The organism is Rhodococcus sp. PSi06 (assembly GCF_054960675.1).
Map to the genome: position 1 here is coordinate 69,556 of NZ_JBHNYO010000006.1, position 24,137 is coordinate 93,692.

23 protein-coding genes are annotated in these 24,137 nt (G+C 65.7%); 12 read left to right on the forward strand and 11 right to left on the reverse strand.

Annotated features, from left to right (window positions below):
- Positions 1–127 precede the first annotated feature (127 nt).
- The 6 genes from ACFI9K_RS09790 (at position 128) to ACFI9K_RS09815 (ending at position 4,897) form a co-directional block, all read left to right on the forward strand.
- Positions 128–502: a polyketide cyclase / dehydrase and lipid transport gene (locus tag ACFI9K_RS09790; RefSeq protein ID WP_462663313.1), complete on the forward strand. Its 375-nt coding sequence runs from the start codon at positions 128–130 to the stop codon at positions 500–502.
- 150 nt (positions 503–652) lie between these two features.
- Complete coding sequence (locus tag ACFI9K_RS09795; RefSeq protein WP_462663314.1) at positions 653–1,087, forward strand: SRPBCC family protein; 435 nt, start codon at positions 653–655, stop codon at positions 1,085–1,087.
- A gap of 32 nt (positions 1,088–1,119) precedes the next feature.
- Positions 1,120–2,361, forward strand: a complete 1,242-nt coding sequence (locus ACFI9K_RS09800) for an ArsA family ATPase (protein ID WP_462663450.1) — start codon at positions 1,120–1,122, stop codon at positions 2,359–2,361.
- A gap of 25 nt (positions 2,362–2,386) precedes the next feature.
- Positions 2,387–2,953 (forward strand): hypothetical protein, encoded by a 567-nt coding sequence (locus ACFI9K_RS09805; protein ID WP_462663315.1) that lies wholly within the window; start codon positions 2,387–2,389, stop codon positions 2,951–2,953.
- A 63-nt stretch (positions 2,954–3,016) separates the two neighbouring features.
- Positions 3,017–3,991 (forward strand): ROK family protein, encoded by a 975-nt coding sequence (locus tag ACFI9K_RS09810; protein WP_462663316.1) that lies wholly within the window; start codon positions 3,017–3,019, stop codon positions 3,989–3,991.
- A gap of 177 nt (positions 3,992–4,168) precedes the next feature.
- Positions 4,169–4,897, forward strand: coding sequence for a lysophospholipid acyltransferase family protein (locus tag ACFI9K_RS09815; RefSeq protein ID WP_462663317.1), 729 nt, complete (start codon positions 4,169–4,171; stop codon positions 4,895–4,897).
- 20 nt (positions 4,898–4,917) lie between these two features.
- Here ACFI9K_RS09815 and ACFI9K_RS09820 read toward each other — a convergent pair whose 3' ends face one another.
- The gene (locus ACFI9K_RS09820) at positions 4,918–6,207 is read right to left on the reverse strand and encodes a glycosyltransferase 87 family protein (RefSeq protein ID WP_462663318.1); all 1,290 of its coding nucleotides are present in this window, start codon (positions 6,205–6,207) and stop codon (positions 4,918–4,920) included.
- 78 nt (positions 6,208–6,285) lie between these two features.
- Between ACFI9K_RS09820 and ACFI9K_RS09825 the strand changes: the two genes are divergently transcribed.
- Complete coding sequence (locus ACFI9K_RS09825; RefSeq protein WP_032379547.1) at positions 6,286–6,777, forward strand: polyadenylate-specific 3'-exoribonuclease AS; 492 nt, start codon at positions 6,286–6,288, stop codon at positions 6,775–6,777.
- A gap of 45 nt (positions 6,778–6,822) precedes the next feature.
- Positions 6,823–8,208 (forward strand): class II 3-deoxy-7-phosphoheptulonate synthase, encoded by a 1,386-nt coding sequence (locus ACFI9K_RS09830; protein WP_462663319.1) that lies wholly within the window; start codon positions 6,823–6,825, stop codon positions 8,206–8,208.
- 18 nt (positions 8,209–8,226) lie between these two features.
- On the opposite strand, the gene pknB is transcribed toward ACFI9K_RS09830, so the two are convergent.
- Positions 8,227–10,212 carry a Stk1 family PASTA domain-containing Ser/Thr kinase gene (pknB, locus tag ACFI9K_RS09835; protein WP_462663451.1) on the reverse strand — a complete coding sequence of 662 codons (1,986 nt, stop codon included), beginning with the start codon at positions 10,210–10,212 and terminating at the stop codon, positions 8,227–8,229.
- 203 nt (positions 10,213–10,415) lie between these two features.
- On the opposite strand from pknB, the gene ACFI9K_RS09840 reads away from it, so the two are divergent.
- Positions 10,416–10,787: an Rv2175c family DNA-binding protein gene (locus ACFI9K_RS09840; RefSeq protein ID WP_462663320.1), complete on the forward strand. Its 372-nt coding sequence runs from the start codon at positions 10,416–10,418 to the stop codon at positions 10,785–10,787.
- Here ACFI9K_RS09840 and ACFI9K_RS09845 read toward each other — a convergent pair.
- From ACFI9K_RS09845 to ACFI9K_RS09860, 4 genes are all read right to left on the reverse strand, one after another.
- Positions 10,784–11,749, reverse strand: coding sequence for a phytoene/squalene synthase family protein (locus ACFI9K_RS09845; RefSeq protein ID WP_462663321.1), 966 nt, complete (start codon positions 11,747–11,749; stop codon positions 10,784–10,786). The genes ACFI9K_RS09840 and ACFI9K_RS09845 overlap by 4 nt on opposite strands.
- A 13-nt stretch (positions 11,750–11,762) precedes the next feature.
- On the reverse strand, positions 11,763–13,400 hold the full coding sequence (locus tag ACFI9K_RS09850) for an alpha-(1->6)-mannopyranosyltransferase A (RefSeq protein WP_462663322.1): 1,638 nt from the start codon (positions 13,398–13,400) through the stop codon (positions 11,763–11,765).
- Between the two features lie 158 nt (positions 13,401–13,558).
- Positions 13,559–15,142 carry a phytoene desaturase family protein gene (crtI, locus tag ACFI9K_RS09855; RefSeq protein ID WP_462663323.1) on the reverse strand — a complete coding sequence of 528 codons (1,584 nt, stop codon included), beginning with the start codon at positions 15,140–15,142 and terminating at the stop codon, positions 13,559–13,561.
- 11 nt (positions 15,143–15,153) lie between these two features.
- Positions 15,154–16,260, reverse strand: coding sequence for a polyprenyl synthetase family protein (locus ACFI9K_RS09860; RefSeq protein WP_462663324.1), 1,107 nt, complete (start codon positions 16,258–16,260; stop codon positions 15,154–15,156).
- Between the two features lie 198 nt (positions 16,261–16,458).
- Between ACFI9K_RS09860 and ACFI9K_RS09865 the strand changes: the two genes are divergently transcribed.
- Positions 16,459–17,385, forward strand: coding sequence for a methylenetetrahydrofolate reductase (locus tag ACFI9K_RS09865; protein ID WP_462663325.1), 927 nt, complete (start codon positions 16,459–16,461; stop codon positions 17,383–17,385).
- Between the two features lie 11 nt (positions 17,386–17,396).
- Here ACFI9K_RS09865 and ACFI9K_RS09870 read toward each other — a convergent pair whose 3' ends face one another.
- The 5 genes from ACFI9K_RS09870 to ACFI9K_RS09890 are packed head-to-tail and all read right to left on the reverse strand — an operon-like array spanning position 17,397 to position 22,429.
- Positions 17,397–18,560, reverse strand: a complete 1,164-nt coding sequence (locus ACFI9K_RS09870; RefSeq protein WP_462663326.1) for a glycosyltransferase family 2 protein — start codon at positions 18,558–18,560, stop codon at positions 17,397–17,399.
- Positions 18,557–19,312, reverse strand: coding sequence for an LppM family (lipo)protein (locus ACFI9K_RS09875; protein ID WP_462663327.1), 756 nt, complete (start codon positions 19,310–19,312; stop codon positions 18,557–18,559). The genes ACFI9K_RS09870 and ACFI9K_RS09875 overlap by 4 nt, the downstream gene beginning before the upstream one ends.
- A 27-nt stretch (positions 19,313–19,339) precedes the next feature.
- Positions 19,340–20,203 (reverse strand): carotenoid biosynthesis protein, encoded by an 864-nt coding sequence (locus ACFI9K_RS09880; RefSeq protein ID WP_462663328.1) that lies wholly within the window; start codon positions 20,201–20,203, stop codon positions 19,340–19,342.
- On the reverse strand, positions 20,200–21,807 hold the full coding sequence (locus tag ACFI9K_RS09885) for a phytoene desaturase family protein (protein WP_462663329.1): 1,608 nt from the start codon (positions 21,805–21,807) through the stop codon (positions 20,200–20,202). Before ACFI9K_RS09885 ends, ACFI9K_RS09880 begins: the two co-directional genes overlap by 4 nt.
- Positions 21,808–21,811: 4 nt before the next feature.
- Positions 21,812–22,429, reverse strand: a complete 618-nt coding sequence (locus ACFI9K_RS09890) for a GNAT family N-acetyltransferase (protein ID WP_462663330.1) — start codon at positions 22,427–22,429, stop codon at positions 21,812–21,814.
- A 195-nt stretch (positions 22,430–22,624) separates the two neighbouring features.
- Here ACFI9K_RS09890 and ACFI9K_RS09895 point away from each other — a divergent pair, with 195 nt between their 5' ends.
- Both ACFI9K_RS09895 and ACFI9K_RS09900 read left to right on the forward strand, forming a co-directional pair.
- Positions 22,625–23,080 (forward strand): SAV_6107 family HEPN domain-containing protein, encoded by a 456-nt coding sequence (locus ACFI9K_RS09895; protein ID WP_462663331.1) that lies wholly within the window; start codon positions 22,625–22,627, stop codon positions 23,078–23,080.
- Between the two features lie 227 nt (positions 23,081–23,307).
- Complete coding sequence (locus ACFI9K_RS09900) at positions 23,308–23,745, forward strand: DUF3040 domain-containing protein (RefSeq protein ID WP_462663332.1); 438 nt, start codon at positions 23,308–23,310, stop codon at positions 23,743–23,745.
- The last annotated feature ends 392 nt before the right edge of the window (positions 23,746–24,137 follow it).

The window sequence follows — 24,137 nt, forward strand, 5'->3', positions numbered from 1 at the left end:
ACCTCCGGGTAGAACGGGGTGAACGAAAGTCGACAGCTCGGCTTCACGCTTACTCTAGACCCGGCCCGAGAAGGCATGAATGCGCCTCGACGCTCGCGGGTCGAGGCCCGTGTGTGAAGCTCTGTCGATGAGCAGTATTCAAGTTGCGGATCAGACATTCGTGGCCGCTCCCGGTGAACGGGTGGCGCAGGCTTTCGCCTCGCCCGAGCGCTGGCGTCGATGGTGGCCGGATCTGAACCTGACCGTCACCGAGGACCGGGGAGAGAAGGGGATCCGCTGGACCGTGCGCGGCGGCGTCGTCGGAACGATGGAGCTGTGGCTCGAGCGCGCGCTCGACGGAGTGGTCGTCCACTACTTCCTCCATGCGGAGCCCGTCGGTTCCGGCGAGACCGCGGAGCTCCAGCATGCTCGTCGGGTCGCAGGCCGCGCCATGACCTTCGAGCTCAAACTCGAACTCGAGGCCGGTCGGCCTGCGGGTGAGGCACCGAGCCACGTAGCGTGAAACCAGCTCACGATCGAACCCTGCGCTGCGGTCGACCGGTTCGCATTGTGCGTCCCCGGATCGATCGTGTGAGATAGGCCTGCCGCCTGTGTCACGGCACTACAGCGTACGAATCGGTCGAAGTACCCGAAAGGAAGCGGACGAGAAGTCATGGCGGAGAAAACCCAGAGGTCGATCGTCGTCGAAGCCCCGCCCAACCAGGTCATGGATGTCATCGCCGATTTCGATGCGTACCCCACGTGGGTCTCGGCCGCGAAGTCGGTCGAGGTTCTCGACGTGGGCGCGGACGGACGCGGTAAGCGCGTGAAGTTCGTGCTCGATGCGGGCATGGTCAAGGACACCTACGAACTCGAGTACGACTGGGCGGCCGACGGAAGCTCGGTCTCGTGGAACCTCGTGTCGGGTGAGATGCAGAAGTCGCAGAAGGGGTCGTACACGTTGCGCGAGACCGGCAGCGGCACCGACGTGACCTACGAGCTCACCGTGGACCTGAACATCCCGATGATCGGCCTGTTCAAACGCAAAGCAGAAAAGGTCATCACCGACACTGCACTCAAGGAATTGAAGAAGCGGGTCGAAGGCTGAGCGAAGCTCGCTCCGAACCCCGCACCACGGTGATGCTGTTCCTCGGCAAAGGTGGTGCGGGTAAAACGACGCTGGCGGCGGCGACGGGCCTACGGCTCGCACAGGCCGGCGAGCGGGTTCTGATCGCGTCGGTGGATCAGGCGCCGTCACTGGTCGACGTGTTCGCGGGCATACCCGTCGTCGCACCAGGTGACGAAACCGCGCAGACGTCCGTGGTCCGACCCGTCACCGAGGGCCTCGACGTCGTGGAAATCGACACGCTGAATCTGCTGGAGACGCGGTATCGAGGACTCGGTTCGTTGATGGCCATGGCGTCGGCGGGCCACGAGCACGGGGTGAGCTTCGGGGCGATCGAGCCGGAGGAACTGCTGGGCTTTCCGGGAATCGAAGAGCTGCTGGGAATGCACGAGGTCTGTCGTCTGGTGGACGAAGGCCGTTGGGACACAGTGATAGTGGATCTGCCCGCATCGGCCGATGCGTTGAGAACTCTGCAGTTGCCCGATACCGTGACCGCGTACGTGGAGCGCATCTGGCCGCGTCACGACCGAATGGTGTCCGGTACCGGTTCCAACGTCCGGCTCACGCTCGTGGTGGCAATGATCGAGCGAGTTCTCGCCCAGGTCGACGCGGTTCGGTCGCTGATCACCGACCCTGCGCGCACCGGCGCAACCGTCGTCGTCACTGCCGAACACCTCTCGGTTGCCGACGCAGAACGAGCTCTGTCGGCCGCGGCACTGCTCGGAATCGGAATCGATCGGGTTCTCGTCAACAAGATTCTGCCGCGGCTCAACTCGTCGTCGGTTGGCCTGGTCGGCGCTCATCCAGCGGTGTTCTGGTTCGAGAGCTGGCGGGCCGCGCAGCAGGGTGCCATCGCCGAGTTGCGTCGACGTATCGGCACCGTTCCGATAGTGGAGGTGGAACGAGCCGCTGGTGAACCGGTAGGGTTGGGCCCCTTGCAGGAGGTGGCCGATCGGCTGGAATCGACCGTGCTCGAACGGCGTGCGCCGGACCGGGGTGAGCTGCCCTCCCTGGTTCTCGAGTCGGGGCGTGGGCTCGAATCCGTTTACGCGATGAGAATGCTTCTGCCGGTGGTGGATTCGACGACATTGGGTGTAGGGCGAGTGGAGGACGACTTGATAGTCAGTGCCGACGGGAGGCGACGTCGAATCGGATTGGCGTCGGTGCTTCGTCGGTGCGTCGCAGATTCCGCCGAGCTCGACGGGCCTTACCTGGTTGTGCGTTTCCGCCCGAATCCCGATGTGTGGCCACTGTGAGCGGACTCGCGGCCTTCGGGAGAACATGGAAGCCATGTTCGACGGCATTGCGGACGACAATCGGTGTGCAGCGATGAGCTCCGGGCATTCCGAGTTGGGGGCCGATCTGTTGGCCTTGGCCGACACCGTGTTGACGCGACTCGACCCCATTCTGCGCCGCGTTGCGGAGACGCAGCAGGAGCGTGACCAACAGAGCTGCAGTTGGTGTCCGGTGTGTGCGCTTGCTGCACTCGTACGCGGCGAGCGGCACGATCTCGTGGAGCTGGTGGCTTCCGAAGGCACAGTGATCATCGGGCTGCTGCGCCAGCTTCTTGCCGACCACACGAGCACCGACCACACGAGCACCGACCACACGAGCACCGACCACGCGAGCACCGACCATACGAGCACCGAACGGGAGGCTGCTCGGACCGGTTCCACCGCCGCGGAACCCGCGGCCTCGGGGCCAGGGCCGGACAACGATTCGTCCGATCCGCTCGATCTCTCGAACGTGTCGGTGGACACGAATCTGCCGGGCGAGCGTCGAACCGCGTTCGTTCCGATTACCGTTCGAGTGAAGAATTCGGGATCGGATACTGCGGGTCGCTCGTGACGGGCGAGTCTGCGGCCGATCGGTGAGGGCCGTGTGGGGGACGGCGGAGAAAGGCATCGAGAAATGAAGCGACATCACGAGCGGCTGACGGTCGGTATCGACGTGGGCGGGACGAGCCTGCGTGCCTCCGTCGTCGACGCCGATGGGCAAGTGCTCGACTCGACGGCTGCTCCCACCCCGCACACCGCACGCGCTCTCGAGCGTGGTCTCGATCGCGCCGTGCAGGAGTTGGCCGGGCGACACGACATCGCCGCCGTCGGTCTCGCGGTTGCAGGATTCATCGATTCCGAACGCACGACGGTTCGGTTCGCTCCGCATCTGCCGTGGGTGGACACCCCCGTCGCTACCGAGATGAGCAAGCGCCTCGGACTGCCGGTGCTGCTCGAGCACGATGCCAATGCGGCAGCGTGGGCGGAGTATCGCTTCGGTGCGGCATCCGGTGGTCGCAACGTGGTGATGGTGGCCATCGGTACCGGAATCGGTGCGGCGTTGTTGATCGACGGCAGGATCTATCGCGGTAGTCACGGCGTCGCCCCGGAACTCGGCCACATTCAGGTGGTCCCGGACGGCAGGGCTTGCCCCTGCGGCAAGCGCGGCTGCTGGGAGCGGTATTGCAGTGGTACTGCGCTGGTGGACACCGCGGTCGAGTTGCTTGCCGCCGACCCGTCGTCGTCGACGACTCTGGCCCGTGAGGTGTTCCTCGATCCGGGTTCGTTGACCGGCCGTCGGATTGCAAGCGCGGCGCACGACGGTGATGCGATCGCGCGGCGCACCATGGAAGATTTCGCGCAATGGCTCGGCGTCGGGCTGTCGATCGTCGGTGACGTGTACGACCCCGATCTGATCGTGCTGGCCGGGGGTGTGGCCACGTCGTCGAGTCAGTTTCTCGCACGCGCCACCGACAAGTACGCAGAGCTGGTGACCGGTGCGGGCCATCGTCCCTTGGCTCGTATCCGCAGTACGCAACTGGGCGAGGCCGCGGGCATGATCGGGGCTGCGGAGCTGGCCCGAGCCCAGTTCGTCACCGGCGTACGCTGACCGCGCGAGCCCGGATCGTGTGAGCTCCGTCCCGGAGTCGCAGACGATGTGGCTGGTGTCATAAACCGTGGGTACAGTTCACTACGCGGCACGGTTCGAGGACGCACGGCCGCGGTCGGTTCTCGCTCGCGGGAGCCGGCACCAAGTTGTTTCGGACCATGATCAGGGAGCACGTCAATGTGGTACTGGCTGTTCAAATTCGTAATCGTCGGGCCCTTGCTCGTCGCCCTGGGCAGGCCCACGATCGAGGGTGCGGAGAACATCCCGACGCGAGGGCCGGTGATCCTGGCGAGTAACCACAAAGCCGTTCTCGACTCGTTCTACCTCCCGCTCAAGACTCCGCGACGCATCACGTTTCTTGCGAAGAGCGAGTACTTCACCGGATCAGGACTCAAGGGCGCGTTCCAGAAGTGGTTCTTCACCGCCGTGGGTCAGGTGCCGATCGATCGGACCGGAGCCGACGCGGCGCAGGATGCACTCAATGCCGGTGTACGAGTGATCGAAGCCGGCAAGGTCCTCGGGATCTACCCCGAGGGCACGCGCTCGCCCGATGGTCGGCTGTACAAGGGCAAGACCGGAATGGCCCGTTTGGCGCTGCAGACCGGCGTGCAGGTGGTGCCGGTCGCGATGATCGGCACAGAGAAGATGAACCCGATCGGTTCGCGAGTGTGGCGTCCGGCGAAGGTCACCATTCGAGTGGGCAAGCCCATCGATTTCTCACGGTTCGAGGGGATGGCGGGCAACCGGTTCGTCGAGCGCGCCGTCACCGACGAGGTGATGTACGATCTGATGCTGCTGTCGGGTCAGGAGTACGTCGACGTCTACGCCGCTTCTCTGAAGAAGGTTGCACCGGTGGAGGATTCAGCTCCCGCGGCTCGGCGCATCCCGGACTCCAAGGCCAGCTGAATTTCCCACCGACGTCGTGATCAGTCGGTCACGGCGGTGCCCGGCACCTGGGCACGAGGGGTGAAGGTGATGGCTGCGAGGGCGATTATCGACGCCAGTGCCCACCACACGTAAGCGGAGGCCGCGAACTGGTCCACCAAGGGCCAGCCGAGCCCGCTCGAGCGTCCCTCGCCGAGCTTCCAGTGCGGCGGATACACCATCAGCGCCAATCCGACGGCAACCAGCGTCAGCAGCAGCGCATTGCGGCGGCGATAGCCCAGGACGGCCAGCACCACGGTGAACGGAATCGCCCATACCCAGTGGTGGGACCACGACACCGGTGAGACCAGCAAGCCGAACATGGCATTGATCGTCAGAGCCAGGGCGGTGTGCTCGGCCGCGAATGCTTTTCGCATCGCCACTGCCGCGATGGCGAGTACCACCACCGACAACGCGATCCACAGGATCGACCGGGGCAGCTCGTCCAATCCCAGGCGCGCGAGCACGCCGGTGATCGACTGGTTCGGCGGGTATGCCGGGCCACCGATGCGATCGGAATCAACGATGGTCTCGGTCCAGTACTTGACCGAGTCCGACCACGTCAGTAAAAACCCGATTGCGGTGAAGGCCGCGAAACTCAGGACCGAGATCACAGCTGCGCGAAAGTCTTTGCGCAACAAAAAGAAAAGGACGAAGACGGCAGGAGTGAGCTTGACGGCGGCCACGAGACCGATCAGGACCCCGCGTGGCCACGGAGTCTTCTTCGGCAGGCAGTCCAGCGCCACGAACGCCATCAGCACGATGTTGATCTGCCCGTAGTTCAGCGTCGAGGTAACCGGTTCCAATACGAGCACCGACAACGCGAACACCGCTCCGGCGAACCACCACACGAGGGTGCGCGGACGAATACCGAGCGAGGTGAGGGTGATGACGAGGGTGAGCAGTAGCAGCAGCATGGACAGCACGGTGACGGTTATCGACGCGGCGTACAGCGATACCGACGACAGCGGGCTGAAGATCGCCGCGGCGATCGGGGGATAGGTGAACGGCAGCGTCGTGCCGGTCGCGATAGGCGGCAACTGGCCGTAGAGATCTCCGCCCTCGGCGAACACCTGACCGCCGAGTCGGTACACGTCCAGATCGAGTCGATAGTGCTCGCCCAGCATGCGTAGACCCGGAAACCCGTTGATATGGAACGTGACGCCGACTGCGGCCGCGATCAGGACGACGACCCTGCTCGACGCGACGGCCCACCGTGGCCACCTACTCGGCGTCGGGCCGGATGGCTCCGGAGCCTCGGCGAGCGGACGGTTGGTGTCGGGCGATGTCACAACGTGGCCTTTCGAGACTGTTCGGGTTCGGCAACCGGTGCAGGGGGAGGTGTCGGGACACGCGCTAGGGTGAGCCGCGTGCGCTACTTCTACGACACAGAGTTCATCGAGGATGGTCGCACGATCGAGTTGGTCTCGATCGGTGTTGTTTCCGAGGACGGTCGCGAATTCTATGCGGTGTCCTCCGAGTTCGATCCCGAGCGGGCAGGCCGCTGGGTTCGGCGCAATGTGCTGCCCAAGCTGCCACCGTACTCGTCGCCGTTGTGGATGAGTCGTTCTCGAATCCGTGACGAGCTACTCGAGTTCCTGGTGCCGCACTACGGGGCCGAGGTCGAACTGTGGGCCTGGGTGGCGGCATACGACCACGTAGCACTGTGTCAGCTGTGGGGTTCGATGACGGAGTTGCCGCGATCTCTGCCGCGGTTCACTCGTGAACTGCGTCAGCACTGGGAGGATCGGGGCAGCCCCGAGTTGCCGTCGGTGCCCGATGACGCTCACGACGCGCTGGCCGACGCACGCCACAATCTGGCCAAATTCCAGGCGATAGAGGAGTACTCGCACCGCGGGTGAACACCCGTTGTCCTGCGGCGACGACGGTACGAATATCCTGTACCGGTGAACTGGACTGTCGACGTACCCATCGATCGCTTGCCCGACCTGCCACCGTTGTCGCCGACGTTGCGCACTCGATTGGACGACGCGTTGGCCAAGCCGGCTGCGCAGCAGCCGCAATGGGATCCCGAGCAGGCCGGCGAGATGCGTAAGGTCCTCGAGAGCGTTCCGCCGATCACCGTTGCAGGCGAGGTCGAGGCACTCTCGGACAAACTTGCCGCCGTCGCCCGCGGCGAGGCGTTCCTGCTCCAGGGTGGCGACTGCGCCGAGACGTTCGTCGACAACACCGAGCCCCATATCAAGGGCAACATCCGCACACTGCTGCAGATGGCTGTGGTGCTCACCTACGGTGCGAGCATGCCGGTGGTGAAGGTGGCGCGCATCGCTGGCCAGTACGCCAAGCCTCGCTCGTCCAACATCGATGCGCTCGGACTGCAGTCCTACCGAGGCGACATGATCAATTCGTTGGTGGCCGACGAAAGCGTGCGCGGCCATGATCCGTCGCGACTGGTGCGCGCCTATGCCAACGCCAGCGCGGCGATGAACCTGGTGCGCGCATTGACCGGTGCCGGAATGGCAGATCTGCACAAGGTGCACGACTGGAACCGGGAGTTCGTGGCTCAGTCACCTGCGGGTGCTCGCTACGAGGCCCTGGCCGGGGAGATCGATCGCGGCCTCCGGTTCATGGATGCCTGCGGTGTCTCGGACCCGAATCTGCACACCGCCCAGATCTTCGCGAGCCACGAAGCGCTGGTTCTCGACTACGAGCGAGCGATGCTTCGCCTGGACAACACCGACGATCACCCCAAGCTGTACGACCTGTCGGCGCATTTCCTGTGGATCGGGGACCGCACCCGTCAGCTCGACGGAGCGCACATTGCCCTGGCCGAGCTGATCTCGAACCCGATCGGCCTCAAGATCGGACCGACGACGACGCCGGAGATGGCCGTCGAGTACGTCGAGCGCCTCGACCCGACCAACAAGCCGGGACGATTGACGCTGATCTCACGGATGGGCAACGGCAAGGTGCGCGACATCCTGCCCGCCATCATCGAGAAGGTCCAGGCCACCGGCCATCAGGTCATCTGGCAGTGCGACCCCATGCACGGCAACACCCACGAGGCGTCGACCGGATACAAGACGCGACACTTCGATCGCATCGTCGACGAGGTACAGGGCTTCTTCGAGGTGCACAACGGCCTCGGTACGCATCCGGGCGGAATTCACGTCGAACTGACCGGTGACGATGTCACCGAGTGCCTCGGCGGTGCCCAGGACATCTCGGATCTGGACCTCGCCGGCCGCTACGAGACGGCCTGCGACCCGCGGCTGAACACGCAACAGAGCATCGAACTGGCCTTCCTCGTGGCGGAGATGCTCCGCGACTGATTCGGTCGCGAGTCCGGCTCAGGGCAGCGAGACGACCATGACCTCGGAGCCCGGTTCCACCCGGGAACCGGCTCCGGGGCTCTGGGTGATCACCAGCGAGCCGTTGGTATCGACCACCTGACGGACGTCGATCGTCAGACCCAGTGCCGCGAGGGTTGTGCGGGCAGACCCGACCGACCGTCCGAGGAGCGACGGCACGGTGACGGCGGTCGAGACGTCGAGGACGGCTGTGGTCCCGGACTTGACGGTCTGGCCCGCTTTCGGATTCGTGCCGATTGCTTTTCCGCCGTCGGTGTCCTCGTCGAACGTTTCCCGAACCTCGCCGACGGTGATGCCCACAGATTCGAGCGTCGTGCGAGCCTGGTCGACGCTCTGACCGCGGACGTCGGGGACCTGCACCGGCGGAGCGCCCTTGCTGCGAAGCACCGTGACCGAGCTTCCGGTGTTCAAGACAGTGCCGGGCGGCGGGTCCAACGCCGCGACTCCACCGATGGGAGCGGTGGTGCTGAAGGCCTCGCCACCGTCCACGGGAGTGAAGGTGCGGTCGCGCAGCTGCTGTTCCATGTCGTCGACGGACGCACTCGCATCGATCGAGGGAACACTCGGACTACCCAGTGACACCAGGAGAAACACCGTGTCGCCCTTGGCGATTCGTGAACCTCCGGTGGGGTCCGTGCCGATCAGAAGATCGGTGTCGACCGAGTCGGAGTAGGTTCCTCGCACCTCGGCCTCGAGTCCTGCGGCCTCGACGGCGCTGGTGGCACCGGTGGTGTCGAGACCGTCGACCATCGGGACAGCGGTGTAGCGACCGGACCCCATCCACCAGCCACCGAAGCCGACGAGTACGGCGAGCAGGACGACGACGAGAAGCCACACGACGATGGCGCGACGCGAGCGCTGCCGATCTGCCTCGAAGTCCGGGAAACGGTACTGCCCTCGGCTGCTGGTGGCCGGTGGGTCGGCAGGAGGCGAATCGTCGTATTCGGGGCCGTACTCGGCATCTCGGGAGGTCGGTGACGTCACCACGCGGGTGTGCTGCACCCCGTGTTGCGGTGGCGGGGGTGGGGAATCCTGGACCACCTGGGTGCGAGCGGACGGGGCGCGATCACCGGCCACCGTCGTCGGCGCTCCCGCCGCCGCGGAGCTCAGATGCTCGGCCGACCGCTTGGGCGCGGGTACTCGGTACTCGGGCAACGCCAGCGCCGACGCAGCCCCGCGCAGCGCGCGCGCCATGTCGTCGGCATTGCGGTACCGATGTTCCGGAGCGCGAACGGTTGCGTGTCGAACCACCTCGTCGAACTCCGGCGGAACACCGGCAATGAAGGTGGAGGGAAGCGGTACGTCGTTGTCGATGCGCTGATAGGCGATGGACAGCGAGGTGTCGCCGGTGAACGGGGTCCGTCCGGTCAGCAGCTCGAACAGCACCACCCCGACGCCGTAGACATCGCTGCTTGCGGACGCCGATCCGGTAGTGACCTGCTCCGGAGACAGGTACGCGGCGGTGCCCAGAATCACACTGCTCGACGTGACCGTGGACGCAGCTATGGCGCGTACGAGCCCGAAGTCGGCGATCTTGACGTCGCCGTCGTCACTGATCAGGATGTTCTCGGGTTTGATGTCGCGGTGCACCAACCCTGCTCGGTGGGCGACGGCCAGCGCTTCGAGAACCGGCCGGACCACGGCCACCGCCGCGTGCGGCGGCATCGGGCCACGCTCGCGCAGGAGCTCACGCAGCGTGCCACCCTCGACGAGTTCCATGACCAGGAAGGCGTGTTCGCCGTCCCGCCCGTGGTCGTAGACGGCGACGAGGCCGGGATGGCTGAGCCTGGCCACTGCCCGCGCCTCGAACTCGAATCGCTGCACGAACTGTGGATCCTCGGCGAATTTCGGATCCATGATCTTCACCGCGACCGGGCGATCGAGCCTGGTGTCGAGGCCGCGGTAGACGGTCGACATGCCGCCACGTGCGATCGGTCCGTCGATACGGTACCGACGATCGAGCATCGAACCCGGTATCACCGAACCTCCTCTCGTCGTCCTCTGTACTGGTTGGCGCGCAATCCGCTTTCGGGACCGGACCTTCGGTACCGGAACCACGACCCGATCGTATCGGTGCCTCGTCCGGCGATCTGCGATCGTGTTCGTGGTCTCCCTGCCGCGTCCGCCGCTTTTGAAGTCTCGAGGCCGGACCCGTTAACGTTACCTGCGTGAGTGCCATTCCCTACGCCGACGACGTGCTCGATCCGTCGGTATCTGTGCTGCAGTTCGCCGACGTCGCGAAGATCCTCGACGTTCCCAAGACACGTGTCGAACAGCTCGTACGAGATCGTCAGTTGCTGGCTCTCAAGCGCTCTCGCGTGCCCGGTGTTCCCGAGCAGTTCCTCGATGCGGACAAGGGAACCATCGTCAAAGGTCTGCCCGGCCTGTTGGCCGTGCTCCACGACGGCGGCTACGAGGACGAGGAAATCCTGCGGTGGCTGTTCACCGAAGACGAGAGCCTGCCCGGCACGCCCGTCGTCGCGTTGCACGGCGACCTGATGCGCGAAGTGATCAGGCGCGCACAGGCGATGGCCTTCTAGCGAACGGTCGCGCGCTTGAAGCCGGTGACGGCGAACTGCGGAAGTGCGATTCGGGCTCGTGTCCACTGCGGTACCGTCGCCCGCTGGGAGAGTACGCGGTAGCCCTGGGACTCGACCTCGTCGAGAATTCGGCCGTACAAAATCGACGCCGTACGCATGGACGGACGCACCCGCGGATCCAGCATCTCGATGCCGGCGTCGGAGGTGCGATAGATCGAGCGGGTGACGGCGATCAAGTGTGCGAGCGCGCGGGTGACCCGGGCATCGACCTGCCCCGTCGTGCGACACCACCGGAGAATGTCCTCGTCTACTCCGAAGGCTGCCAGCTCGTCGGTGGGCAGATAGATGCGATCGCGATCGAGATCCTCGCCCATGTCCCGGATGAAGTTCGTCAGCTGGAACGCTTCGCCGAGCGCCGCGGCAGGGGGCTCGGCCTCGCTCCGTTCGACGACGGTCCCCAGAATCGGCAGCATCTGTAGTCCGATGACTGCAGCGGAGCCGTACATGTACTCCTGTAGCTGTTCCATCGTTCGGTAGCGCGAGACGAACACGTCGCTTCCCGGGATGTCCATGCGCATCGAGTGCATGAATGCGAAGAAGTAGTCGTGTGGGATGTCGTACCGCATCACGGTGTCGCACAGGGCACTGAGAACCTGGTCGGTCACGCTGTGCGGCAACGGTTTTCCGGCCAGGGCGTCGCGCACCCGGGTTTCGATCACGTCGAGCTCGACGATGCGGCGAGCGTTGAGCTCGTCCGATCCCACGGCGATGTCGGTGCCTTCGAGGTCGACGATGTCGTCGACCATGCGGGCGAATCCGTACAGGGCGTGCACGGCGGCGCGCTTGTCGGTCGGCAGCAGGCGGGTTGCGAGGAAGTAGGTCTTGCCGTGCTGGGCGTTGAGCTCGCGGCAGATCCGATACGCCTCGTGCAGCGCCGGATCGATGTTGTCCAGTTCTTTCATCGCGGGGACCTCATCACGGGGATTCGTCTCCGGCCGGTTCGGCTGTGGAGGTCTTGGGGGCGTTCGGCACGGCACGGTGTTCCCTGGACCGGTCCGATCGTAAACGCAGCGGGTCGACGCGCGTCAACGCGAGTGCGGCGACCACGGCAGCGATGACGGCCAACGCCACGTGCACCACGTTGTACAGCCCGATGGCACCGTCGGGTTGGAAGACGAGCATGAGCCACGTCGACAGGCCGGTCAGGATCATCAGCGTCGTTCGAGACAATGCGAACCCGGCGGCGATCGCCAGCGGCCACGAGTAGTACCAGGGCAGTGCGGCAGGGGAGAGGACGACCGTGGCGACGAGGGCGATCAGGATGCCCTTGACGGCGTCACGTTCGGACCTGCGGCCCCACCACCAGGCTGCAGCGAGTATTACCACCAGGGCGACCGAGCACAGCAGACGCGTGACGTAGAGAACCGGATCGAGGCGAAGATCGAGGAACCACGAGGTACCGACCGTCACCAGGTGCGCGAGAATCGTGGGGAGCGAGAGCCAGTTGATGATCTTGGCCGACCCTGAGAGCGCCGTGAGCCACCCGATGCCGACGCCGGCGACCAGAGACGAGACGGCGAACACCGCAACGAAGACCGTGGCTCCGATGCCCGCGGTTCTCGTGAACGTCAGCCACGGCGACGGCGGCGTCCGACCGTCGGTGCGCGCTCGGTCCCGGATGTGCAACATCCAGATCCAGACCAGGAAGGGCAGGGCCAGGCCCGCCGTTGCCTTGATCGCCACCGCGATCGCCACGAGAGCGATGCCGGCAACGTGGCGATGTTCGAGCGCCAACACGATCCCGGCCGTCATCAGACCCACCATGAGCAGCTCGTTGTGCACTCCGCCGATCAGGTGGATCAGAACCAGGGGGTTGAGTACCGCGAGCCATACAGCAGTCGTTGCTCGGCCTCCGAGGTGCTTGGCCAGCCGCGGGACCGCCCACATCATCAGCGCCAGACCGGGGAGCATGGTCAGGCGCAGGAGCATGGTCCCCGCGATGACGTTGTCGCCGGTCACGCTGGTGATGCCGCGACCGAGCAGCAGGAACAGCGGTCCGTACGGGGCTGTCGTGGTGGTCCAGACGTTGCTGACGTTGTCCAGCAGAACTCCTGGATTGGCAACGGGGCCGACGCCGTACGGATCGAAACCGTCACGCAGCAGAGCGCCCTGAGCCAGGTAGGAGTAGGCATCGCGGCTGAACATGGGTACCGACAGCAGCAGCGGTGCCGTCCATGCCGGCACGATCCATCTCAGTTCGCCGACCGTGGTGCGTCCGTGCAGGGTGGCGCGCCCGAGCCGAACCCAGGCGGTGATCATCAGCAGTACGCCGACCCAGACGATGACGGTCGACAGTACGAATCCGTGCCCGAATCGCAGCCACGACAGGTGCATTTCCTCGAGCAGCGGATCGCGTCGGCGCACGCTACCTGCGCCGAAGCCGCCGAACGTGATGCAGATGGCACCGACCACACCGAGAACGGCGGCTTTGCCCTCCGGACTACGCAGGAAGTTTCCCGTGGCCGTCCTTCTCGACGGCCGCGGTGCCGTCGACGCGGGGGAGTCGTTCGACGATCGATCCTCGGAGGTGGAGTGCGACGAAATCGAAGACATTGCCGCCTACTCCTCCTCTGCAACGAAATGGTTCGCGATCAGCACGTGAATCCGATGTGATGAAAGCCGGTCGCCGAACGATCATGGTCGCAGCAATGAACGCGACCGGCAAACGATCGCGTTCAGCTTAGTTGGTCGCTGCAGTGAATCGAACGAAGCTACCGTCCCGAGCGTCCGGTCACCCGCTCGGCGGCGAGCTTTCCGGACACCAGAACCGTCGGAACGCCCACACCCGGCGTCGTGCCCGAGCCGGCGAGAACCACGTTGTCGAGTCCGGAGACCATGTTCTTGCGTCGGAACGGCCCGGTCTGCCGGAAGACGTGAGCGGACGAGAACGGCGACCCTTCGATCATTCCCTTCTGCGCCCAGGTCTCGGGTGTGTCGATGTGATCGAGTACGAACCCGTCCAGGAGCCCGGTGTACCCGCGCCCCTCCATCGTCGTCAGGATCTCGCGGAGATAGGGCTGCGCCAACTCCGACCACGCCAGCGGGGCGCTGTCCAGGTTGGGACACGGTGCCAGGATCGACACCGGCTCACTGCGGACACCGCCACGCACCACTTCGAGGCCGGGATCGCTCACCGAAGGCCGGGTGATGAGCAACGAGGGATCGGCCATCAACGATCCCTTGCCGGACTTGGCAGTGATCCGGCGGAAGGTCTCGGCCCATTCGTCACCGAAATCGATGGTGTGATGCGCGCGAGCGGGCCACTCGGCGGTGTGTTCGACGGCAATGGTCCCGTGCGCGACGACCGCCGACGGCGACACGACGCCGTAGCCGTTGCGCCTGCCCTTCTTCGACACCGATGCGCGGTCGAGGAGTCGATCGACCACCGGCAGGTCGGCGGTGAGAACGAGTGCGTCGCACGCGATACGACTGCCGGTCGCAGTCAGCACGGAGTCGGCGCGGCCGCGGTCGACGGTAATGTCGACGATCTCGGTACCGAGCGCGAGAGTTCCGCCCGCGGTGACGAACGCGTCGGCCATGGCTTCGGCGATGGAGGCCATGCCGCCGTCGGGGAAAAAGACGCCGAGCGAGGTGTCCATGTGGGCGATGGCCCCGTAGACCGCGAGGGCTTTCTGCGGTGCCATGCCTGCGTACAGCGCTTGGAACGTGAACACCCGTCGGAGCCGGGTGTCTTTCAGGAACTTGTCGACGCGAGGTCCGAGCTTGCCGAAGCCGCCCAGCTTGACCAGCGTGGCGGTGTCGCGCACGGCGGCCTTGGAGCCCACGAGATCGAGCGGGGAATCGAAGTTCGAGTCGATGTACCGGTCGAATTCGGCATCGAAGATGTCGGCGAGCCACCGCCGCAGGTTGCGGTATCCCTGCGCTTCGGCGGGCCCACAGGTCCGTTCCACCTCGGCCGTCATGGCTTCGGGATCGGCGTAGACGTCGATCGACGTGCCGTCGGCGTACCGCGTGTGATACGACGGCGACAGAGCTTTCAGCCGGATCTTCGGTGTCGTCGATTCGAAGTCGGCACCGACGGCAGCGAGGGCCTCGAGTACGAGATTCGGCATGGTCAACACACTTGCACCGTTGTCGATGCTGTACAGATGGGAGCCGTCGGTATCGGACACCGGGTACACACCCACCCGGCCGCCCACGGTCTCTTCACGCTCGACGACGGTGACCTTCTTACCGGCACCCAGCAGATGCAGACCTGCGGCCAATCCGGCCAATCCGGCTCCCACCACCACAACGGTGTCGGTGGGTCCGGTGACCGTGCGAATAGAAGACATGCCGCTCACTTTCAGTACTGCCGCTTGATTGCGGCGGTTGCCATGGCGCGCAGATGCGCGGCAGCAATCGGCTCGATCGAACTCTTGTCGAGGGTTGCGACGGCCCGAGTGCCGAGATCGTCGATCTGCCGTTCGACTGCGTCGACCGCTCCGAGTTCGACCAAAATCGACCGGATGTCGGCCACAGCGTCCGCGTCGAGTTCGGTTCCGAGGCTGGCTCGGATGGTGGCTGCGAGATGAGGCCGGGTCTCGTCGGCCACCTTCAGCGCCGACGCGATGAGCACGGTGCGTTTGCCCTCGGTGATGTCGTCGCCCGACGGTTTTCCGGTGACCTCGGGATCGCCGAAGACTCCGAGCAGATCGTCGCGCAGTTGGAACGCGATCCCGATGTCGGCTCCGAAGCTGCGATACGCAGCAATCAGGTGATCGTCTGCATCGGCCAGAACTGCGCCCAGGTGCAGCGGTCGCTCCACGGTGTACGCGGCGGTCTTGTAGCGATTGACTCTCATCGCAGCGGCAACGCCCTCGTCGGTGCCCGCTTCTGCCTCGATATCGAGGAGTTGGCCACCGAGAACTTCCGTGCGCATGGCCGACCACACCGGCTGCACCCGGCGCGCCGCGTCGTCGTCGATGCCGGATTCGCGGAGGAGATCGTCGGCCCAGCACAGTGCGAGGTCGCCGACGAGGATGGCGGCCGACTCACCGAAGTGAGAGGAGGAGCCGGACCAGCCCGCGTCGCGATGCCGTTGGGCGAAGCCGACGTGCACGGTCGGAAATCCGCGTCGCGTGTCGGACGAATCGATGATGTCGTCGTGAATCAGGGCGCAGGCCTGAATCAGTTCGAGCGCCGAGCAGGCACCGAGCACCGCGTCGGCTCGCGCACCGCTGGGAGCGCCGCCGGCACCGAGCCATGCCGTCCAGGCGAACGCGGGGCGCATGCGTTTGCCACCGCGCAGCACGAAGGCTTCGAGATCCGCCACGGCTGCGGGGTAGCCGCCGCCGACGGTGTCGACGACCTCGCGGCGCGTGGCGAAGAACTCGGCGAGTCTTTCGTCCACGGCAGCGCGCAATGCCTCCGGTCCGAGTGCGGCGGGGGTGTCGGCGACGGGCGAAGACAAGTCTCCGGACAGAACGATCCTCCAAGGTGTGCAGTGGGTGCGTCGGGATGTTGTTCCCAGACTAGTGGCCGTTCACACCCCCGCGCCGACGTGCGACGAACACCGACGCCCGGGCGGCCCGACCGGCTGCGCCGGTGCGCAACCTATGATCTTCGGGTGAGCGAAGATTCCGTCCGGGGGCGATCGAGCCGAGGGTTCATGACGAATACTCCGTCGATCGTCGACCGACTGCGCACCGAACCGGAGGCCAGAATCCCGTTCTCGGTCGAGTTCTCGCCGCCGCGCGATGCAGCTGCCGAGGCGAGACTGTGGCGCGCCGTACGAGAATTCGAGCAGTTGCAACCGGCGTTCGTGTCGATGACCTACGGCGCAGGGGGCTCCACCCGCGACCGAACCGTGCGGGTCACCGGCCAGATCGCCGAGGAAACGACGCTGCTTCCGGTGGCACATCTCACAGCCGTCTCGCACAGCGTCGACGAACTGCGCTCGATGGTCGGGTCCTATGCAGATCGCGGCATCACCAACATCCTGGTGCTGCGCGGCGACCCGCCCGGAGATCCACTCGGTGACTGGGAGAAGCATCCCGAGGGAGTCGAATACGCGGAGGAACTGGTCAGGCTGGTGCGCGATCTCGGCGACTTCCACGTCGGCGTGGCGTCGTTCCCGGAGGGACATCACCGGGCCGGCGACCTCGAACAGGACACCAGATGCCTGGTCGGCAAACTCCGGGCCGGGGCCGAGTACTCGATCACCCAGATGTTCTTCGATGTGGACGACTACCTGAGGCTGCGCGATCGCGTGAGCGCATACGACCCCGAACAGGGTGCCAAGCCGATCATCCCCGAGATCATGCCGATCACCTCACTTCGGTCCGTTCGCCGCATGCTCGAGCTCTCCGGCACGACGCTGCCGCCCGCCTTGGACGAAAAGTTCACTCGCGCAGCAGGATCCGGTCCCGAGGAGGACCGCGCCGCCGTTCGTGAGGTGGGTATCGAACTCGCCTCGAACATCGGCGAGCGGTTGATTTCCGAGGGTGCTCCCGGATTGCACTTCATCACCTTGAACTTCGCTCGCGCCACCCGTGAGGTGTTGAGCAACCTGGGGCTCGCCCCCGCACGGGTGTAACCGGGTCGGCGCTACGGCGAGGGCAGCGAACGCGACTTCCACGTCAACGACCCGCGCAGCCTGCGGACATGGGATTCGGCGACGAGCGTGCCGAAGGCGAGAATCGACACCGGGTGCAGCGCGGCATCGACAACGTCGTCGACGCCGAAATGCGGTCCCGATTCGCGTCGACGCGCGGCCATTCGAGAGACGGTGCCCGCGAGGTATCCGGCCCAACCGAACCGACGCGCAGAGCCGGAGGCCGTGAGCGCCGCTACCGGCGGCACCAGATAGATCGCGGCCGAGGCGAGGGTTGCGGTGGCCGAACCGACCGGTCCGCCGAACTCGTTCCACAGCCACCGGCTGTACCCGGATCTCAGGTCGGCAACCGAACCGTACATCCGACAGCGGACGAAACCTGCTCCCGAGACCACCACCGTCGACTTCCCCGCACGGCGGAGGGTGCGTGCCAGGTCGAGGTCCTCGGTTGCGCTGGCCGCGACGCTGCCGTGGCCTCCGATGGCGCGATACGCAGCGGCGTCGAACGCCATGAACTGTCCGCAGGCCACTGCCATCGAGGGCAGCAGCGTCCAATTGGCCACCGGCACGGGAAGCGTGGACATCCACGACCACGCGAGCAAAGGTTGAACGAGTCGCTCGGCGACACTGCCGAGCAGCTGCTCGGGCCACGGGCAGAGCAACGCAGCGTCGGAAAGCCGTAGCGCTGCGGCCGCGGCCGCCACTGCATCGGGACCGAGTCGCACGTCGGCGTCGACGAACACGATCAGCGACGGGTGCGGGTCGCCTTCGTCGGCCAGGCGTGCCAGCTCTGCGCAGGCCGCTGCCTTACCGGTCCAGCCGGCCGGGGGAGCGGCGTGGGAGGTCACGACGCGGATCCTGGAGTCACCGGCGGCGGCCGTGCGGGCCACCGAGGCCGTTCCATCGCTCGAGTCGTCGTCGAGGACGATGACCTGCAGATCCGTGCACGATCGCTGACGGGTCAGATCGCCGATCAACGACGGTAACGTCGCCTGCTCGTTGCGGGCGGGTATGCAGACGACGATGCGTTCGGTGACGTCGTGGTGGGGAGCATGCAGGCCGGGCATGAAGCGAGAATTGAGCAGCGCCATGGCAGCCGACGCCGCGGACAGGGCCGCGGCGGTCGCCGTTGCTCGGGTACGACGTCGTCCGGTCACACCGACGTTCTGTCGATCGGGCTGTCCGACTCGGGGCCCCTCGTCTGTCGAGTCCGTACCGGTGGGTTGCGCGAGACCCAGGCCATGGCGCCGATGATGGCTGCGACGCCGACGGTCACTCCACCGACGATGCCGGCCCAGCCGGCGAAGCTCCTGGTATTGGGATCGGGGTAGTTGACCTCGGCGCGCACCGACGTGACTTCGCCGGCAGGCAACTTCCAGGAGATCGAGTTGTCGCTTTCGCGAGTGCCGTTCGTGGTTCCGATGCGGGCGGGGAATGCGATCGTGAACTGCACGTCCGAACCCTGAGCCGGAACCGAGGACAGATCGGCATTGCCTGCGAGCGTGACGGTGTCGCCCGATCGCTGGAGCTCGAGCTGGAACGATCCTGCGGCGTTCTGGAAGATGGACCCGAGGGTCTGCACGTCGCCGAACGAGAGATCGTCGAAGATTGCCTGGGAGCCGACGTATCCGTCCTGGTTGTACGGCTCCACCCGAACCTTGTTCTCGATCGAGGACGGAACAACCAGCTCCGGACCGGTATCGGAGTCGGAGGTCGGCACGCTGGCCGCAACGATCTGGCCCGCCACCCGATCGTTCGCCGACACTCCCATCGTGACCTGCACCCGCAGGCACCCGGCCAGCATCGGCGCAACCAGCAGCGCCAGTGCGACCACCGACAGAATTCTGCGGCGGTGGGTTCGGTGAGATGTTCGCGATGTCGACTGCACAGCGACATCGTGCCAGGGCATCGACCCGATGTCAGTCGGCAGGGGTTGTCAGCGAGGCGTGTCGGTACCGCGACCGGAGACCGCTGCGCGCGATCGTGCGCGGAGCGAGCGCTCACGGCCCGCCATCCACACCAGCGGTACCCCGACCGCACCCATCACGAGGAACCCGTACACCGCGGAGAATCGAAGTTCCGGTCCGTCGAGGAATACCGCGTGCGCCAGGGCCGATCCCAGCCACGTCCACAGGAACAGTGCGATCGGTACCGCATCGTCGAACGGTTGCAACCGGACGTCGGACGATCGACGGGCGTCGACGGCACGGTCGAGCGCCTCCACGACCGCTGCCATCAACGTGGCCACGACGAGCCAGCCGAGGTAGTTGGTCAGCGGAATCGACGGCACGCCCGGCAGACCGGCGGCACCGGACGTCCAGGTCCACTGGCCGTCGGTGACCATCTGCGGATCGAGATAGAGATCCCAGCCGACCATGCCCACCGCTACCGCGGCGATCCGGAGGCCGGTGGAGCGGAACCGTGTCGTGTCGAGACGGCGGACGACGAAGGTCACCGCGCACCAAATCGGATAGAAGCCGGCCGTCCAGGCCAGCGGGACCACCACCGGCACCTCGAACAGGCTGGGGCCCAGACGATTCTGGGCGTAGAAGTACTCACCGAACGGGAATCCGGTAGCTGTGCCGACGAGTTCGGATGCGAACCCGGTGCCCGCCGTAACGACTACCAGGACTGTGGCCCACAGCGGTCCTCGATGCAGGACGGCATGCAGGATCGAGGCAAGTGCGAGCAAACCGACCACAGCCACCGTCACCGCGTCCCGGGTCGACCCCGACACCAAGGGGTAGACGATCTGGCAGCCGACAGCAGCGGCCGCCACGACGATGGGTGCAATCCTCATGCTCGGCTCCTCCGGAAGAACTCGCGACGGCGTCCGGCGCGGGCGTCGGCGATCGCGATTCGTGCGGCCGACCGGCCACTGGCCGCGGTGACCCCGCCACCGGGGTGGGTGGATGCTCCGGTCAGATACAGCCCCTGTGCCCCGGGGACCCGGTGACCGGCCAGTTGGGGATGGGGCCGCCACATCATCATCTGGTCCAGAGACATGTCCAGGTGCATGATGTTGCCTCCGATCAGCCCGAGTTCACGCTCGATGTCGGGCGGGGACTGGACGTGTCGATCGAGCACCGCATCGGCGAACCCCGGTGCGTACCGCTCCATTTCGGCCACTATCCGGTCCGCCTCGAACTCGGCGAGCGAGCGTTCGCCCGGAACGTTCGAACGCCATTGCCTGCCGTCGGCGAGCGTGTGCGGATGCCACTGCGACCACAGCGAGATCTGATGTTGTCCCGGCGGCGCAATGGTGGGGTCGATGGAACTGAACGACATTCCCAGCACGGCCGGGGTCGGCGGCAGATCACCGGCCAGTGCGTGGCCGTGCGCCAGGCGCAGCTGGCTGCGATCGCGTACCAGCAGCGCGAGGCCGTGGGTACCGTCCTCGACGTTCTCGGCGCTCGGATAATCAGGAAGGGCGTCGGTGGCCAACCGGACCGCAGTTCCGAGTCCCGGACCCACCCGAATCGTGCTGCGCCACCGGGCAACCTGCGCCGGGTCGTGCCCGCCGGCGACGAGCAGGTCGAGGGTCGTCGAAATATGACAACCGGCCACGACCACTCGACTGTCGACCTCTCGTCCCGACGCGGTTCTGGTGGTCCAGCCATGGGGACGGCGCGTGAGAGAGGTCACGCCGTCGCCGAGGGCGAGTACAGCGCCGTCCTGTTGTAACCGGGCGATCATCGCTTCGGTCAGTGCACCACTGCCGCCCACGGCGCGGCCCGGCGGAAGGGTGTGCATGAGAGCGGCGAAACCGACCATCGGTGCCGTCCCGGGCTCGGACATCGGCGGCCCCGATTGCGCGCCGAACCACGCCAGTGCGGCTTTGAGTCGTTCGCTCGAAAACATTTCATCGAGTAAGGAATCGCCGGTGGCGAGAAACTCCCGGGAGAGCATGCTGCCGCCGTCCGGGGCACCGAGACCCCAGAAGGAGCGCAGTAGCTTCGGTCCGGTGGGCGGCCCGCCGAACGCGCGCATCGTGCGTTCGCTGCGGGGACCCCAGACCGAGACGAAGGCGCGGTAGGCGCGGGCGTCCGCCGTCCCACATGCGGCCGCGATCGACTCGCAGGTGCGCTCGAGGCTGCGGTGGAAGACGATGGCGCGCTCGTCGGTGTCGACGGCACCTGGTGCGAACGCCCACGGATCGCAGTCGATGTAGCGCAGGCCGAAATCGGCGAGGCCGAGCTCCTCGATGATGCCGGTGTGACGAATCATGATGTGGGCGGACGAACCCCTGTCCACCCGGTGTCCGGGAAAACGCTCCACGGTCGACACCGCGCCACCGGCGACGGTGTCCCGTTCGAGTATCTCCACGGACCATCCAGCGTCGGTCAGGTAACAGGCGGAGGTCAGGGCATTGTGGCCGGAGCCCACCACCACAGCGTCGATCACGTCTTCAGGCTACTGGCCCGTCCAGCGGCAGCCTGCGACCCAAGACGGCGAAGGGCCGTCGATCACCCGCGAACGTGAAGTCGCGCAGCACGTCGACGAAGCCCAGTCGCCGATATAGTCGCCAGGCTCGGTTGTCCTCCCGTGCCACCTCGGGTGTGGACAACATCACGTTGTCCGCGCTCACACCGTCGAGCAATCGACGGCACAGTCGCCCGCCGAGGCCGTGCCCCTGACCACTGGGAAGCACGTGCAATTCGGTCAGCTCGAAGTAGTTCTCCAGCGCCGACTCGACGCTGCGCGTGGTGTGCCCCGAGCGACGTAGGCCGTCGCGAACCTGCTGATGCCACCACTGGTGCGGTGCACCGTGGTAGCCGTATGCGACGCCGACCAGTGAATCGGGCCGGTTCGGGTCTGAGTCGGGGAGCAGAGCTCCGACCGCTCGCCAGCCCGGACGGTGCAGATGTTCGCTCCACATCGGAGCCCGGCTCTGCTCGGTTCCGCGTGGGTAACCCATGGCCTCGACGTAGATCGCCAGTGCTTCGAGCAGCCGCTGGCGGAATTCCGGGGGCGTCAGATCGACCAGGTACGGCGTTGTCCGCGCATCGGTGACGACTGTTCTCAACCTTTCTTCGGGAACTTGTCGGTGGGCACAGCTATATTGAAAGCGTCGAACGGGTGTTCGATGATCGGGGCCGAGTGCGCCGGTGGCTTCGTCTCGGATCACGGGTCGAAACTCCCGGAGTTCGACTGTAAGGCTTCGCCACGGTTCCGGGCGCGTCAGGTACGCACCGGAGATTCGAACTGGAGGTGTTCGAGTATGACGATCACGAGGGCATTCGATGCCGGCGTGCGGTCGCCGGTGCCGCGCCAGGCCCGGGTCCTGCTCGGTCGGGCAGACGCACTGCTGTCGGAGTCGATCGGGGAGAGCGACGCGGGAGATCGGTTTCTCGCAAGTTATGCCGCGGCGCTCAAGGGAGCGGCAGCGGTGCTGGCGTCGCTGCCCAATTCGATCGGTGCACGCCCGCGTTCGCGGAGCGCGTGGGTCTTGATGGCGAAGGCGGCACCGGAACTCGCTGTGTGGTCGGACTACTTCGCGTCATTTTCGGCCACTCGTGCCGCTGTCGAAGCAGGCGCGTCGAGCACGATTGCCGATCTCGATGCCGATGACTTCTATCGACACGTGAGTCGTTTTCTGAACTCGGTCGACGATCGACTCGGCGGTCAGTCGCGGTTCGCCTCCGTCGATCCGATGGCCACCCCCTTGTCGGCATAGCCGACCGAGTCGTTCGCCGGGCGTGAATCGCCACGTCACACGGTGTTCGGACGTAGTTTCCGGGACGGCCGTCTCGAAAACTTGGGCGATTATCAGGAACACATCGTGCGAGTAGGTGGTAAGCAGCGGATTCAGCTCGTATCATCGACACTAGGTAGCCGCCAAGGTCAGCTTCCCGTCGTTTCTCAACCGAAACGACCTTCGATATCTGTGCAGGGGGAGGTACCGTGCCACTCTCCGAGCACGAGCAGCGCATGCTCGATCAGATCGAGAGCGCTCTCTACGCCGAGGACCCCAAGTTCGCGTCTCATGTGAGAGGCGGTCGCGTTCGCGCGGCGTCGAGCAGAAGGCGGTTTCAGGCTGCCGCGTTGTTCGTAGTGGGACTCGTGTTGCTCGTCGCCGGTGTTGCTTTGTCGACGAACAGCTTGGCTTTTCTCGTCGTCAGTCTCATCGGATTCTTGTTCATGTTCGGTGCCGGTGCACTGTTCTTGTTCGGCGGCTCCAAGAAGGGAGCCGCAGCGACGTCGGACGAAGGTGGCGCCGCCAACAGTGCCTCCGAATCTTCCGGTCGTGGTGCCGGGTCGAAGTCGAAGGGTGGTCGCAAGAGCGGCAGCTTCACCTCTCGCATGGAAGACCGGTTCCGTAAGAGGTTCGAGCAGGACTGAATCGACCGGGTTCCAGCGAACCCGTACCGCATCGGTCCTCTCCCACAACTTCACGCGTCACGTACAACAGCACCTCACCTTCGGGTGAGGTGCTGTTGTCGTTCGAAGCTGTCAGGTACCGACGCGCTGCGTTGCGGCCTCTGCTGATCGGACCCCGCCCCGGCCGGTGCGGCCGCAAGTGTCCGTGCACGCACGCATCTGGGGCTGCCGCCCCACTTCGCCCCACGATCAGCGAATTTCCCCACTTCCCCCCACATCGGCATGTTGTGGCGTGTCATGACCATCCCGGTTCACCACTACTCGCGCAAAAGCGCTGGTCAACCTGCTGAACAGCAGGCGACGGCACGTTACCGGCCCCGTGGACGTGGCCGACCGATTGCCCGATGACAGTG